Source organism: Paenibacillus xylanilyticus (assembly GCF_047246825.1).
Lineage (GTDB): Bacteria > Bacillota > Bacilli > Paenibacillales > Paenibacillaceae > Paenibacillus > Paenibacillus xylanilyticus_B.
In genome coordinates this window covers 2,854,427-2,869,730 of sequence record NZ_JBFOLB010000001.1, presented here as the reverse complement: position 1 = coordinate 2,869,730, position 15,304 = coordinate 2,854,427, and the positions used below count along the sequence as shown (strand labels likewise).

Here is a 15,304-nt window from a genome sequence, read left to right as displayed (position 1 = left end):
AATGATCTTCCCACCTTGATGATTCCGTAGACGACTGGAGTCGTTCGGAGCGTATAGTTTCCGTGATTGCCCCACTACAGAGCAATATTGCACCAATTCCTGTTGTTACCAACCCAGCGTGTAATCTGTTCAATGGAATGACACTCCCTTCTCGCATTTTTTCACAGAATAGATGACTATAATTTACCATAAATATAAGATGTAAGTAATCAGAATAGGAGTTTGGAATCTTTTAAAGTAAGCGGTTACATAAATGAAATAATATTGTATAGTATGATGGCAACCTTGGAGGAACGAGTAGAATCGAATGAAGCAACATGCTGACATATGGCTTGGGCACGCAGCCCACTTAAATAATAAGGGAGGAATTCGCAAGTGTACCGGGTATTGCTGGTGGATGATGAAGAGGATGTACGCGAAGGGCTGGTCGTAGAGGTGGATTGGGAAGCACTGGATCTGCGAATTGTCGGCCTTGCAGAGAATGGCCGTGAAGCGTTGGAGATGGCCGAAAGGGTTGAGCCGGATATTGTGGTGACCGATATCAGCATGCCGTTTATGGATGGACTCGAGCTGGCACGAAGATTGCGGGAACGCAATCCACTCGTGAAGGTTGTCATTTTGACAGGCTATGATGAATTTGATTACGCCAGGCAGGCCGTCTCACTGAGTGTGGACGAATATTTGCTGAAGCCGTTCTCGGCCGGACATCTGACGGAACTGCTGACACGTCTTCGGGCGCAAATGGCATCTGAAGTGGCAGAACGCAAAGATGTCCAGCAGCTGCGGGATCATTACTATACAAGCCTGCCGCTGGTGCAGGCCGATTTGATGGCTACCCTGCTGCATCGGCAGAAACCGCCTGCGTACATTCATGGTCAAGCGAAACAATGCGGGCTGGATCTGCAGGGTGAGCGGTACGGGGTTTCTGTTTTGACGCTGCATATGGAGGGAGACGGGAAAAAGAATGACGGCCATGAGGGAACGTTTAAATCGGAATTAACCGGTGGAGGCAAACGATCGGTGGAAACGGATAAACATGAATCCGGAGGATCATTGCGTCAATCCGAGGATGCGGAGCTGAAGCAGTTCGCTGCACTTAACATTGCATCAGAGGTGTGGACGGAACATGGGGCAGGACATGCTTTTATGCACCAGGAGGCCATTGTTCTGCTTTTTGTTGACCGATGGGGTCATCCGGAGGGGGAGAAAAGACAGCAGCAGGCACTCGAAAATGTCATCCGGAGCATTAATCATTACTTGCGCATCCCGGCCACAGTGGGGTCAGGGGCAATGGTGGATACACTCACGGATGTGAAACATGCTTATGAAGATGCACTGCTGGCGCTCGACTACCGACTTGTGCCGGGAACCGATTCACTCATCTATATTGCGGATGTGGAGCGGCAGACTGCAGGCAAACTGCGTTTCGACGAGTTGAAGCAGCAGGCGCTGACCCGCTGTCTCAAGGCAGGAACCCAGGTAGAGCTCGAAGACGCCCTGGGGATCATTTTCCGGGAAATTACGGTAGAGCATGGACGAGGTGACATCCAGCTATATCTGATTGAAGTTTTAACAACGGTTTGGAAGGCGGCGCAGGCATCGGGAGAGGACATGGAAGATATCTTCGGTGCGGGATTTCAGTTATATGCGGATTTGTTCCGTTTACCTGGATTATTCGAGGCACAGAGCAAGGTGCGGGATGTCTGTATGCTCGTACAACATCGGATTGCCAGCGGACGCCAGCACGTGTACAAGGATATTGTGGAGCAGGCACTGCTGTTTACGAAGGAACATTACGCCGATCCTGATCTGTCCATACAGAAGGTATGCGGTCATCTGCATATCAGTTCAGGGTATTTTTGCGGTATTTTCAAAAAAGAAGTGCAGCTTACGTTCCTGCAGTATCTGATGCAGATCCGTATGGAGGCGGCCAAGGAACTGCTTCGCTCCACGGAGCTGAAGTCGTTTGAGATCGCGGAACGGGTAGGCTTCGCCGAACCGAATTATTTCAGCTTTTGCTTCAAGAAACATATTGGCATTTCGCCTAAAGAATATCGCAAGCAGTCCGCGCTGACAACCAGTGAAGGTGCAGAACGATGAGAGCGTTTGCCGGGCGGATGGGACAATTATGGCTTAGACTGCGTTCCCGTCTTCGGTCTTCAAAGGTCAGCAGTATCCGATCGATTATCACGTGGTCCTTTTCCATCTTCATCGTACTGGTGCTCACCGTGATGGCACTACTACTGCACGACAAGTTCACCCAGGCTGCCGAACGCAGCGCCGAGCTGACAACGAGACAGATTGTGGACCAGGTCAGTTACAACCTGGAGGACTATGTCCGGAGCATGTCGCATCTGTACCGGGCTATTGAGGAGCACATGCTGCGGGACGGGACATGGGAAGGGGAGCAGGTGGACAAACAGCTTGATACACTGCTCAGCAGCCGGGAGGACATTATCTCGATTACCCTGCTTGATTCCAAGGGAGAGTTGCTCAAGAACAGACCTACGGCAGATTTAAAACCAAGCGCCCATGTGACACAGCAAGGGTGGTTTCAATCTGCGCTCAGAGTGCCGGACCATCTTAGTTTTTCACTGCCTCACATCCAGAATATGTATGCCGGGCCCTACAAATGGGTCGTATCAATGAGTAAAGGGATTACGGTGCGGCAAAACGGTCAGGATCGGCAGGTGATTCTGCTGGTGGATATCAACTTCAAACAGATGGATGAACTGAGCAGGCGGGTCAGCCTGGGGCAGCGGGGATATGTCTACATCATTGATGAGAGTGCAGGCAATATTGTTTATCATCCGCAGCAGCAGCTGATGTACATGGGACTCAAAAGTGAAAATATCGAACAAGCGTTGGTCGCCACAGGCAGTTACGAAGATGAAGCAGATGGACAGAAACGGCTGAATACTGTGAAGTCTGTTGCCAATATCGGATGGAAAATCGTTGGTGTGGCCTACCTGGATGAAATCATGACGACCCGGCAGGAGGTCAATGGCTATCTCATCCGGGTGCTGCTGGTTGTTCTGGTGCTCGTCATTCTCGTATCCATGCTGCTCTCTTCCAGTTTGACACGCCCGATCCGGCGCATGGAACGGAAGATGAAGGCTGTGGAACGAGGGGATTTCAACGTGGAATTGACCATCCAAGGACCGCTTGAAGTGGAGCGGTTATCCCGTCGTTTCAACCTGATGGTGAACAAAATTCGTACCCTGATGAATGAGATCATTCATGAACAGGAACAGAAACGGCGTCTCGAACTGGAAGCGCTGCAGGCCCAGATTAATCCTCATTTTCTCTATAACACATTGAATTCTGTCGTGCGGATGGTGGGCATGAGCCGTAATGACGAAGTGATTACCATGATCACCTCGCTCTCCCGTTTGTTCCGCATTAGCCTCAGCAAAGGCAAGACCATAATTACCGTCCGCGAAGAGCTGGAACACGCTCACCATTACCTGACGATTCAGCAGATGCGGTTCAAGCGCAAATTCAGGTTCAGCATCGATGCTGATGAGGATATATTGGATTGCCTGACACTGAAGCTGGTACTTCAGCCGCTGATCGAGAATGCCATCGTGCACGGTATCGAGTATCACACAGAGGAAGGCTGTATTGAGATCCGTGTATATCGGGAAAAGGAGATGCTGGTGTTTCGCATCATGGACAATGGTGTCGGCATGACAGCAGAACAGGTGTCGGGACTACTGGATGGCAGTCCCATCGTCAAGAGTGGTGCGGGCTCAGGTGTAGCCGTGCGCAATGTGCATGACCGAATTCGGCTCTACTATGGGAAAGACTGCGGTCTTGAGTTCGAGAGCGAGCTGGAGGAAGGAACGACAGTCTGGATTCGGATTCCGATTCAATGCGAACGGGAGGAAGGCAAAATTCATGATGAAGAACAAGGATAACAAGGATAACAAGGCGTTCATTGGCAGGATGTTCAGTACAGATCAATTCAATGAGTTCAGTCCGTCCATCCTCGGTGTACGCAGCTTCATGGGGATCGTTGCAGTAAGCTGCTGTCTGTTCCTTGGCACAGCCTGTGGTATATCCAATGCGGATTCGGTCCAGCCACCATCTCGTGTCGCTCTGATTACACCTGCAGGAACAGGTGAACTTGCCGAAGCCATAAGGCTCGGAGCAGAAGCAGCGGCCAAGGAAAATGGGGCTGAACTGATGACCGTGGAGGCTTTTCCGTCTGAGGCACCAACCTATGCACCAGCCAATCCTGATTCGATGATCCACCCAGCGAAGGAGCTGCAGGAATTTTCCGGGCAAGACATCTCCACGTACAGTTCGCGCGAACAGGCTCAGATTCGGGCGGTCACACAGGCACTGGAACAGGGGGCTTCCGCTCTGCTGGTTGACCCGCTAAGTGAGAAGACACTAAGCGACATCATTCAGAAGGCACAGACAGCGAATGCCACAGGAATCAGTGTTCCGGTCATTGTTCTCAACGATGAGTTTCCTGTAAAAGGCATTACAAGCGTCATTTCCATGGATAATGTGGAGGCAGGGCGACAGGCCGGTGAGGCGATGGCCGAACTTCTGGAAGGGCGAGGCAGCGTAGCTTTGCTGGGGCCGGATCCGGTGAATCCAGGGCTGACCCACCGGGAGCAGGGAGTCTTAGAAGCACTGGAACAGTATCCTGAGATTCAGGTCGAACCCAAATCCGTATGCTTTACCCGGGATGTGTGCTGGCAGGCAGCGAAGCAGCTGCTGGATCAGCAGCAGGTGGACGGCTTCATTGCCCTTCAGGAACCGGCCTCTCTGGGAGCAGCCGATGAACTGCATCGCCGCAAGCTGGAACACCAGGTCAAGATTGTTGGATTTGGCAGTGAGCAGCAGCAGCTGGAGCAGCTGCAGGAAGGGGTGTTCCAGCACCTTATTGTGCAAAATGGCTTCAGCGCAGGTTACCTTGGATTGAATCAGGCGGTGGCACGGCTGAATGATCAACAGGTTCAGGCGAGAGTAACTTTGGAGACGAAGCTGGTAAGCACCGATAATATGTTCTGGATGGACAATCAGAAGCTGCTGTTTCCTTTTGTACAATGACGACGGAAGACATATATCAACAGAGGAAGATTTCGATAAAAAAGATGAAGATATTGTATTCGAAAATCGTGTAAACCCTTTCATAATAAAGACATCGGTGAAGCCGAATGAACTTGGGGGAGGTCATTAGGATATGAAGAAAACGTGGATGACACTGCTGCTTACCGCATTTATGGTTGCTGCGGTTGGTTGCAGCAGCGGCGGGGACAGTGCGGGCGGAAGTACTGGAACGGACACAGGAGAGCAGGCAGCAGGAGGTACGGAAACGCCGAAGATTGGTGTCGCGATCTACAAATTCGATGATACGTTCATGACGGGCGTACGGAATGCCATGACGGCAGCGGCAGAAGGCAAAGCCACACTTGATATCGTGGATAGCCAGAACGCACAGCCGACCCAGAATGAGAAAGTGGATCTCTTTGTATCCAAAAAATACAGTGCCATGGCCGTAAATCCGGTGGACCGGACGGCAGCAGGCGTCATCATTGATAAGGCCAAGGCCGCAAGCATCCCTGTCGTGTTCCTGAACCGTGAGCCGGTAGCCGAAGACATGAACAAATGGGATAAGGTGTACTACGTTGGCGCCAAGGCAGAAGAATCGGGGACGATCTCAGGCCAGCTGATTGTGGATTACTGGAAAGCCCATCCGGAAGCAGACAAGAACGGGGATGGCAAACTGCAATACGTCATGCTGAAAGGGGAGCCGGGCCATCAGGATGCGGAGCTGCGGACCAAATATTCCGTACAGGCGATCCAGGATGCCGGTATTGAAGTAGAGGCATTGGCGGAAGATACAGCGATGTGGGACCGGGTCAAAGGCCAGGAGAAAATGCAGGCATTTCTCGCTTCCCATGGCGACAAGATCGAAGCCGTGCTTGCCAACAACGATGACATGGCACTGGGTGCCATTGAGGCATTGAAGGCAGCAGGGTACTTCAAGGACGGTAAAGCAATGCCTGTTGTAGGTGTGGATGCAACGGCTCCTGCCATTCAGGCCCTCCAGGACGGCACGATGTTGGGGACCGTATTGAATGACGCCAAGAACCAGGGCGCTGCGACAGTCGCTTTGGCATCCGTGCTTGCTAAGGGTGAGACACCTACGAAGGAAAATACGGGGTATGACATTACGGATGGCAAATATGTCTGGATCGCCTACAAGAAAATTACGAAAGACAACATTGCCGACGCCCAGTAACAGCAGCAGAGAGGGACGTCCGTCTTACAGGTGGCGTCCTTTTTTCTGGGCATATGGAAGGGAGGAACCAACATGGAATCACCTTACCTGCTGGAGATGGATGGCATATCCAAAGCATTTCCGGGTGTGCAGGCACTTAGTCAAGTTACGCTGAAGGTAAAACCAGGAACGGTCCATGCCCTGATGGGGGAGAATGGGGCAGGCAAATCCACACTTATGAAATGTCTGTTCGGCATGTATCGACCGGACGAAGGGGCGATCCGAATCGAAGGAAAAGAGGCAGACATCCCGAATTCCAAAGCGGCGCTGGGGCATGGAATATCCATGATTCATCAGGAGCTGAATCCGGTTCCCCACCGTCCTGTGATGGAGAATATATGGCTGGGGCGTTTTCCGATGAGAGGGTTACTGGTCGACGAGAAGAAGATGTATGCCGATACTCTGGCCTTGTTTAAGGATCTGAATCTGGATATTGATCCGAAAGCGCAGGCAGGAACATTATCCGTATCCAAAATTCAATCCATGGAAATTGCCAAAGCAGTCTCTTTTCATTCCAAAGTCATTGTCATGGATGAACCGACTTCGTCCCTGACAGGCAAGGAAGTGGAACAGCTCTTTGCCATTATTAATGAGCTTCGGAGCCGCGGCGTGTCGATCATTTACATCTCGCACAAAATGGAGGAAATTCTTACGATTTCGGACGAAGTGACCATCATGCGTGACGGCTTCGTCGTCGGTACCTGGGATGCGGCTGAGCTGACCACGGATCTGATCATCACCCGGATGGTTGGACGTGATCTGGACGAACGTTTTCCGGAACGGACCAACGTCCCTGGAGAAGTGATTTTGAAGGCAGAAGGCCTGACTTCGAACCAGCCTCAGTCGTTCAAGGATATAACGTTTGAGCTCCGAAAAGGCGAAGTGCTTGGCATTGGCGGACTCGTTGGAGCGCAGCGGACGGAACTGATTGAATCCCTGTTTGGACTCCGCGGACTTGCTTCGGGTACGATCTCCATTCACGGACGCAAAGTGAAGATTAACTCACCGGCCGCAGCGAAACGTCATAACATGGCTTTGCTGACCGAGGAACGGAGGGTTACGGGAATTTTCCCGGTGTTGTCGGTCTATGAAAATACGATTATTGCGAGTCTGGGACGGTATCGAAACCGAGTGGGACTGCTGGATGAGAAAAAGGGACGCGAAGAGGCACGGGAGCAAACCCAGAAGTTTAGAACCAAAACGCCTTCGGTTAACACGCTGATTCGCAACCTCTCTGGGGGTAATCAGCAGAAAGTGCTTTTGGCGCGGTGGTTACTGACCGAGCCGGAAATTTTGCTGCTCGATGAACCGACACGGGGCATTGATGTGGGAGCCAAGTTTGAAATTTATACGATTATCACTGAACTGGCCCGTCAGGGCAAAAGCATAATTATGATCAGCTCGGAGATGCCTGAACTGCTGGGCATGTCGGATCGGATCATGGTCATGAGCGAAGGAAGGCTGACCGGTATTGTAGAGGGAGCCGAGGCAACAGAGCAGGAAATTATGAGGCTGGCCGCTCAGCAGCGGATGGCTTAGACAGGAGGGAACAGATGAACACACAAGTAATCAATCAGGTGAAGCAATATGTAACGCAGCGCGCCATCTTTATCGTACTGATTTTGCTCGTCATTGGTATTGCCATTGCCGATCCAAACTTCCTTGCATTCTCTACGCTTCGGGATATTCTACAGCAATCCTCCACTCGGGCCATCATCGCACTTGGGGCGGCCTTCATCCTTGTTACCGGCGGAGTCGATCTGTCTGCTGGACGGGTGGTTGGTCTGACGGCAGTGGTATCCGCATCGATGCTGCAGATTGATGAGTACGCGAATCGGTTCTTCCCCGATCTGCCACAATTGTGGGTAGGATTGCCTATTATTATCGGAATTGTAGCCGGTCTGGTCGTAGGGCTGGTGAACGGAATTATTGTAGCCAAATTGCACGTGCCTCCTTTTATCGCGACACTCGGTACGATGGTGGCCGTGTATGGTTTGAACTCGATTTATTTTGATACAGAGCCGAATCAGTCACAGCCGATTGGAGGACTCAGACCAGACTTTACGGTTATCGGTTCGGGATACATTGATCTGGGCGGTGGTTATTCCATTCCTTATATTGTACTGATCGCACTTGCTGTTGCGTTAATCTGTTGGGTCGTTTTCAACAAAACCCGTCTTGGCAAAAATATGTACGCCATCGGCGGTAACATTCAGGCAGCGCATGTGTCAGGGATCCATGTGGCTCGCAATCTGATCGCCCTGTATGCCATTGCGGGAGCATTGTATGGGCTGGGTGGTGTGCTGGAGGCAGCACGCACAGGTGGTGCGACGAACAACTACGGCAACATGTATGAGCTGGATGCAATCGCGGCATGTGTCGTGGGCGGGGTTTCTACTGCCGGTGGTATTGGTACGGTTCCTGGTGTTATGGCAGGTGTTCTCATCTTCGGGGTGATCAACTACGGCCTCACCTTTATCGGCGTAAGCCCATATTGGCAGCTGATTATCAAAGGATTAATTATTGTTGCGGCTGTTGCATTCGATATCCGCAAATACATGGCGAAGAAATAGTTAAGTTGATTAGAAAGAAAGAAGAAGCCAGCGCTCTGGATATCAGAGTGCTGGCTTTGTCTTGTCTTTATGAATGGATAATCCACTCTATCACAGTAACCAAAGGGCCGATGAAACAGAACAGCAGCATAATTCCAGCCAGGATTGAAGCCGTTTTGGTTCCATAGTGTACATTGTGATTTCTTGCAATGAATATGGCAGGGATCCAGAAGATTGCAGTTATTACTGTTGGAATAACAAATCCTTCATCACCTTTGCTATAGATTGGCCAGTTCATCTGATGAAAGAGATAGTAACTGAAACGAAAATCCTGAGGTCCCCACGCATAATTAAATGCAAATCCCAAAGCCACTATAAGCAGAGAAAATGTGCCCAAACCAATTGGTTTTCTTTGTTGTATCATGAAAATCTCCTTCACATTCCGGATTTTATTGAAAATAAATCCATTATTGTAGTATAGCATACCAAAAAAATATGAAGTGTGTTCTGAAATATTGTTCGATACAGAATGTATATGGGTATTTATTCCACAGGACCTTCCGTTCCAATTTGGAGAGATTCCATTAATCGACAACATTAGCTACTCATTATGGCTATAATACATGTAAATAAAATGTTAGATGTGAGTAGATTGTCAAAGGGGGCGAGGCTGTTTGCTAACGTACACGATGAAAAGGGTTATATTCCCGCTGGGTTGCCTGCTTGTAATCCTGTCCTCCTATTTTCTGGGCCGCACTTCCAGCCTCACATTGATGATCATTGCGGGAGCCCTGTTTGTTGCAAGCATTTATGGGGAAAGACGATATCCTGTATTGCAGAAAATCCACTGGGTTTTTCTCGGGCTGTTCCATTATTTCAGTGAACTGAATTGGTGTAACATGCTGTATTACCTGCTCATCATGACGATGATTCAGGATAAACAGCGAGTAGTTCAAACTCTACCCATTTCTCTCCTGCTCGTGCTGGAATATACTTCGATTCGCCTTTCCTATGTCACCATAGATGCTTACACACTGCTGGTTTCCCTGTTTGATGTACTCACAGCTTTTGTGATTATTTTTCTGTACCATACACTGATTAATAGCGAAGCCGAGAAACGCAGATTGCGCGAAAAAAATCATTTCCTCACCCTGCACGATCCACTTACTGGCATGCTCAACTACGAAGGATATATGAATGCACTGCAAGAGACGGCTGACAAGGAGCGTTCCTTTTTCTTAATCCTTCTGAATATTCAGAATTTCAACGGATTCAACAAGGAAGTGGAAGATAATTGGAGCACGATTATAACGGGGACAGGGGACAGCATCTCCAGACATTTCGCGGATGCGTATGGGGTATCCCGCTATGCGGGAGATCGATTTTCAATCATTTTGCCCGAGGTTGCGGGTATCGAGGAACGAATGAGTACGATGCAAACCACCGATCTGAAAGGATTACAGGTTACGTATAGCATTTCGGTCTATCCGGAGACAGCAGAGACCCTCCAGCAGTTAATAACGATTGCAGAGGAGCGACTATTTCAGGCACAGCGCAGCAAGTGGATGAAGAATGAAGAAGAGGTCTACCGTTCGGAAAGGCTCAGGGCTGTTGGAGAACTTGCAGCCGGCATGGCGCATGAAATCCGTAATCCGCTCACGGCGATTCGTGGATTCTTGCAGTTGTCACGTGGACAAGCTTACAACATTGCGCCGTGGTACGAAGTGATTATGGGTGAGGTTATCCGGGTAACGGACCTGACGGCCGAGTTTTTGCAATTCTCGAAGCCGCAGGCACATCTAATGAAACCGGAGAAGCTGGGTCACTGCCTTGAACGCGTCTTTTCATTAACCGAATCGGATGCAGCATCACGGGGTCATCGGATTTCGCTTGAGATGACCGGGCAAGGAGTTATGGTGCATATGGACCGGGACAAAATTGTACAGGTGCTGATTAACCTGATACGCAATGCCTTTGAAGCGATGGATGATCCGGGAGAGGTACATATTGTTCTTTTTCATGAGGGAGACAAAGCTTATACATCCATTAGAGATACGGGAAGCGGTATACCGGAGCCGGCCCTTGCCGAGATATTTAATCCATTCTATACAACCAAGGAAGAAGGGACAGGACTTGGGCTGGCACTCTGCCAGAAGATTGCCCATGATCATAATGGGGAAATTACGGTGCGAAGTGAAGTAGGGGTTGGGTCCACGTTTACTCTGGAGCTGCCTGTGATGATTGTGGAATAGAGAGGTTACGCTCAAGTCCAAAAGAAAACGCCGCAAAGGTCCGATGAACGGAACCTCGTGCGGCGTTTTGTCTTGAAGGGTAGGCGGTGAATCAGTTTTGCTGTCCTTGTTGGAGCTGATAATAGAATCCTTTTTGCTGCATGAGATCCTCATGATTACCTCGCTCGGCAATCTGACCTGAATCGATGACCAGGATCTGATCTGCCTCCCGGATTGTGCTCAGTCTATGGGCGATCACGAAGCTGGTCCGGTCTTTCATTAATGTACGCATCGCCTCCTGAATTTGCATTTCCGTACGGGTATCAATGTTGCTGGTTGCTTCATCCAAAATAAGAATGGCCGGATCCGCCAGGATGGCCCTTGCAATCGTCAACAGTTGCCGCTGCCCTTGGCTAAGGTTGCTTCCGCCCGCAATAATGGGGGTATCGTAACCTTGGGATAACTTGCGAATGAATGAATGGGCATTGGCCAGCTCGGCTGCCTGCCTAATCTGCTCATCTGTGGCTTCCGGCTTGCCATAGGCAATATTGTCACGGATGGTGCCAGAGAACAGGTAGGCATCCTGCAGCACGATGCCCAGCCCGCGCCGAAGGTGGTCCTTTTCCAGTTCCGAGATGTCAGAGCCATCAATGGTAATTCTTCCGCCTGTAATTTCATAGAAGCGGGGGAGTAAGTTGATAATGGTTGTTTTGCCTGCACCTGTCGGTCCGACGAGAGCAATCATCTCGCCAGGCTGAGCGGTGAAGCTGACATTTTTTAAGATCTCTCTTTCGGAATTGTATCCAAAAGACACATTTTCAAAAACAACTTTGCCCTGAATGTGGTTCAATTGTTTCTGCTGTTTCTCGTCATATTCACTCGGTGTATCAATAATCTGAAACACACGCTCAGCACCAGCAATGGCTGCCTGGATCAGGTTGTACTGGTTCGCCAGATCATTGATCGGCCGCTCAATCTGGCGGGAGTAAGCGAGAAAGCTCACAATCAGTCCAATTGACGTCAGATCGTGGTAGGCCATCCATCCACCAACTGCTGCCAGGATGGCAAATCCGATGTTGTTCATAACGTTCATTGTAGGCCCGACCAATCCGGATACAGTTTGTGCCTGCGTACTGGATGTACGGAGTTTTTCGTTCAGGTTTACAAAATGCTTGTGTGCCTGCTCTTGACGATTATAAGCGGCAACCACCTTTTGTCCGGCAATCGTTTCCTGCGCAAAACCATTCAATTCACCGAGCAATTTCTGCTGGGCAGAGAAATGTTTGCGGGTCCTGGAAGCAATCAGCTTGGTGGCGATCGTGATCAACGGCACCGTCACCAGACTGAGCAGCGTCAGCCGGAGATCCAGTGCAAACATGATCGACAGTGAACCGACGAGCAGGATGGCACTGGACATCAATTGCGTGACACTCTGGTTTAGGGTGGTGGACACGTTATCGACATCATTGGTGGCCCGGCTCATCAGATCTCCGCTTTGATTTTTGTCAAAAAAGCTGATAGGCAGCTGCTGCAACCTGGAGAACAAAGCCTGACGCAGATCCTTCACCGTCAATTGGGAAACACCGATCATGACGTAGGACTGCCCCCACATCATAAGCGAGCTCAGCACGTATACAGTCAGCAACAGAAGACAGTCTTTCAGAAGACCATCTGTCACTTTTGGAACGATATGCTCATTGACGGCACGCCCAAGAAGGTAAGGTCCAGCCAGATTAAGCAGTGTTCCCAGAGCAGTAAGCACCAGAGCCACGATAACCCCTTTGCGATGTCGTCCCATGTACGACCAGACTCGGAGGATGGCATGCTTGGCATTTTTGGCTCTTACTTTGGGAACGGTTCCCCTGCCTGGCGGTCTTCCGATGGGAGGAACGACAGGTGGCTGTATGGAGGAAGATGCAGGTTTAGCCAAATTGAACATCCTCCTTCCGTTGTTGTGAATAATAAATGGACTGATAGTGGGTGGAATTGGCCATGAGTTCGTCATGGGTACCACTTGCCACGATTTTCCCCTCATCAAGCACGTATATGCAGTCTGCATCCTTCACCGAGGAAATGCGTTGTGCAATCAAAAAGGTCGTGCTGTCTTTCATCAGGGAATGTAACGCTTTCTGTATGCTTGCTTCGGTCCGCAGATCGACTGCACTCGTACTGTCATCCAAAATAAGAACCTCCGGTCGCATGAGCAGGGCACGGGCAATGGAAATACGCTGTTTCTGCCCACCGGATAGATTGACTCCCCGTTGTCCCAGCTCCGTGTCATAACCATCTTTCAGGTTCATGATAAATTCATCCGCTGCCGCTGCCTGTGCGGCTGCACGAATCTCGGCATCGGTGGCATTTGGTCTGCCGAAACCAATATTATCCCGGATGCTGCCACTGAACAGAATGGATTCCTGCAATACGATGGACACCCGGCTGCGAAGCAGCTGAAGATCCCAGTTCCGCACATTAACTCCGTTTACAAGCACTTCACCCAGCGAGGCATCGTACAGGCGGGGAATCAACTGTACGAGTGATGTTTTGCCTGAACCTGTGGAACCAAGTAACGCCACTTTTTCCCCGGCACGGGCTGTAAGCGTAATTCCCGTGAGAGCATCTTCACCATCGTAACGGAAATAGACATCCCGGAATTCCACCTCACCTGTTATGTTGGCGGGCATGGAGGCCGGATTGGGGTGGATCGAATCTACCTGATTCAGCTGCACTTTTTCATGAAGTATCTCCTTGCCGGATTGAATATCAGGCTCCGTATGCAGGACTTCGTTGATCCGTGCGGCAGACACCTTGGCCCGGGAGTAACTCATCATCATCATGCCGATGGAGGTAAGGGATGAGAGCACCACCGTTACGTAGTTAATAAAAGCAATCAGATCCCCGGCTGCAATATCGCCTCCTACAACCTGAAAGCCTCCAAACCACAATACGGCCACAATCGTCGCATTCAGCATCAAGCTAAGGACAGGTGCATTCAGTGTAACGATGCGCCAGGCTTTTACGGCTGTTCCCGTATAATCCTCATTGGATTGGTTGAAACGCTTTTTCTCCATACTGGCACGGGCAAAAGCCTTGACGACACGCATACCAGCGAGATTTTCCTGGAGAACGGCATTCACTTTATCCAGCTTGTTCTGCACGCTGGCAAATAGCGGGTAGGAAGCAGATATGAGGATATACAAAATAACAAAGAGAACGGGCACGGTCATCAATAGAATCAGTGCCAGCTTGATACTGATCGTAAAGGCCATAATAATACTGCCGATAATCAGCATGGGTGAACGGATGAACATTCGCAGAAGCATCTGCACAAAAGTCTGCATCTGGGTAATATCACTCGTTAGCCGCGTGATCAGCGACCCTTCCTGGAACGTATCCAGATTACGAAAGGAAAAGGTTTGAATATGATCGAACAGTTCCTGACGCAGATCGGTGCCATATCCAACAGATGCTTTGCTGGAAAAGAGCGTACAGCCTGCACCACCAACCCAGCCGATCAGGGCAAACAAAAGCATGAACAGTCCCGTGCGCACAATGTGGGACAGGTCTCCCGCAAGTACACCATCGTCCACGATGCTGGACATCAGCTTCGGCTGAAGCAGGTCCATGGCGACCTCAAGTACCATGAGTAGTGGAGCGAGTATGGCCGCTGTCTTATAAGGGGTCAAAAATCGTTTTAACGTCCACAATAGGAAAATCACCTCATTCCGTATTACTTAGAATCATGCTGTAAAAAAACCACACATGACTCACGATTCACGGAGATTTTGAATCATGCGCTGTGCAAGCGCTGACATCAGTTGTGTCTCTTCTGGTGTAAAACCTTCCTGAGCCTGGCGTTCGAGTGCTTGGAACGCTTCTCTCAAATCCTCGAGCGCTGCTCGTCCCTGATCGGTCAAATAAACACGCAGACTACGCAGATCATTCGGATCGGCTTCACGCCTTACATATCCAGCAGTTTCCATACGTTTGAGCATGACTGTAACGGTTGCAGGGGCGCGGCGAAGCTGCTCGGCCAGACTTTTCTGGGTTTGACCATCTTCCCGGTCAAGCTGGAACAGCAGTGGCGGTTGTCCGGGGTACAGCTCGGGGTGGTTAACAAGCTTCTCATGAACTTTATAACGCTGCAGCTTCACGAGTTCGGATAACTGCCCCAGTAGCCGTTCATTTCGGGCTGAATTCATAAGCTCCCATCCTTTTAATTA

11 protein-coding genes are annotated in these 15,304 nt (G+C 50.1%); 7 read left to right on the top strand and 4 right to left on the bottom strand.

The annotated features are described in order from the left end of the window. The first annotated feature begins 375 nt into the window (after positions 1-375). From AB3N00_RS12860 to mglC, 6 genes are all read left to right on the top strand, one after another. Positions 376-2,100, top strand: coding sequence for a response regulator transcription factor (locus tag AB3N00_RS12860; protein ID WP_413034860.1), 1,725 nt, complete (start codon positions 376-378; stop codon positions 2,098-2,100). Then, positions 2,097-3,920 (top strand): cache domain-containing sensor histidine kinase, encoded by a 1,824-nt coding sequence (locus AB3N00_RS12855; RefSeq protein ID WP_413034859.1) that lies wholly within the window; start codon positions 2,097-2,099, stop codon positions 3,918-3,920. The genes AB3N00_RS12860 and AB3N00_RS12855 overlap by 4 nt, the downstream gene beginning before the upstream one ends. Beyond that, on the top strand, positions 3,901-5,067 hold the full coding sequence (locus AB3N00_RS12850; RefSeq protein WP_413034858.1) for a substrate-binding domain-containing protein: 1,167 nt from the start codon (positions 3,901-3,903) through the stop codon (positions 5,065-5,067). The genes AB3N00_RS12855 and AB3N00_RS12850 overlap by 20 nt, the downstream gene beginning before the upstream one ends. A 133-nt stretch (positions 5,068-5,200) precedes the next feature. Further along, positions 5,201-6,262, top strand: coding sequence for a galactose ABC transporter substrate-binding protein (locus tag AB3N00_RS12845; RefSeq protein WP_413034857.1), 1,062 nt, complete (start codon positions 5,201-5,203; stop codon positions 6,260-6,262). 72 nt (positions 6,263-6,334) lie between these two features. Beyond that, on the top strand, positions 6,335-7,840 hold the full coding sequence (locus AB3N00_RS12840) for a sugar ABC transporter ATP-binding protein (RefSeq protein WP_413034856.1): 1,506 nt from the start codon (positions 6,335-6,337) through the stop codon (positions 7,838-7,840). A 14-nt stretch (positions 7,841-7,854) separates the two neighbouring features. Continuing rightward, on the top strand, positions 7,855-8,874 hold the full coding sequence (gene mglC / locus AB3N00_RS12835; protein WP_413034855.1) for a galactose/methyl galactoside ABC transporter permease MglC: 1,020 nt from the start codon (positions 7,855-7,857) through the stop codon (positions 8,872-8,874). 67 nt (positions 8,875-8,941) lie between these two features. On the opposite strand, the gene AB3N00_RS12830 is transcribed toward mglC, so the two are convergent. After that, positions 8,942-9,277 carry a hypothetical protein gene (locus AB3N00_RS12830; protein WP_413034854.1) on the bottom strand — a complete coding sequence of 112 codons (336 nt, stop codon included), beginning with the start codon at positions 9,275-9,277 and terminating at the stop codon, positions 8,942-8,944. A gap of 250 nt (positions 9,278-9,527) precedes the next feature. Between AB3N00_RS12830 and AB3N00_RS12825 the strand changes: the two genes are divergently transcribed. Then, positions 9,528-11,105 (top strand): ATP-binding protein, encoded by a 1,578-nt coding sequence (locus AB3N00_RS12825; protein WP_413034853.1) that lies wholly within the window; start codon positions 9,528-9,530, stop codon positions 11,103-11,105. Positions 11,106-11,196: 91 nt separating this feature from the next. On the opposite strand, the gene AB3N00_RS12820 is transcribed toward AB3N00_RS12825, so the two are convergent. Genes AB3N00_RS12820 through AB3N00_RS12810 form a run of 3 tightly spaced genes read right to left on the bottom strand, consistent with a single transcriptional unit; the run spans position 11,197 to position 15,283 of the window. Continuing rightward, the gene (locus AB3N00_RS12820) at positions 11,197-13,023 is read right to left on the bottom strand and encodes an ABC transporter ATP-binding protein (RefSeq protein ID WP_413034852.1); all 1,827 of its coding nucleotides are present in this window, start codon (positions 13,021-13,023) and stop codon (positions 11,197-11,199) included. After that, on the bottom strand, positions 13,007-14,788 hold the full coding sequence (locus tag AB3N00_RS12815) for an ABC transporter ATP-binding protein (RefSeq protein WP_413034851.1): 1,782 nt from the start codon (positions 14,786-14,788) through the stop codon (positions 13,007-13,009). The genes AB3N00_RS12820 and AB3N00_RS12815 overlap by 17 nt, the downstream gene beginning before the upstream one ends. Positions 14,789-14,848: 60 nt before the next feature. Further along, positions 14,849-15,283: a MarR family winged helix-turn-helix transcriptional regulator gene (locus tag AB3N00_RS12810; RefSeq protein ID WP_413034850.1), complete on the bottom strand. Its 435-nt coding sequence runs from the start codon at positions 15,281-15,283 to the stop codon at positions 14,849-14,851. Positions 15,284-15,304: the final 21 nt, after the last annotated feature.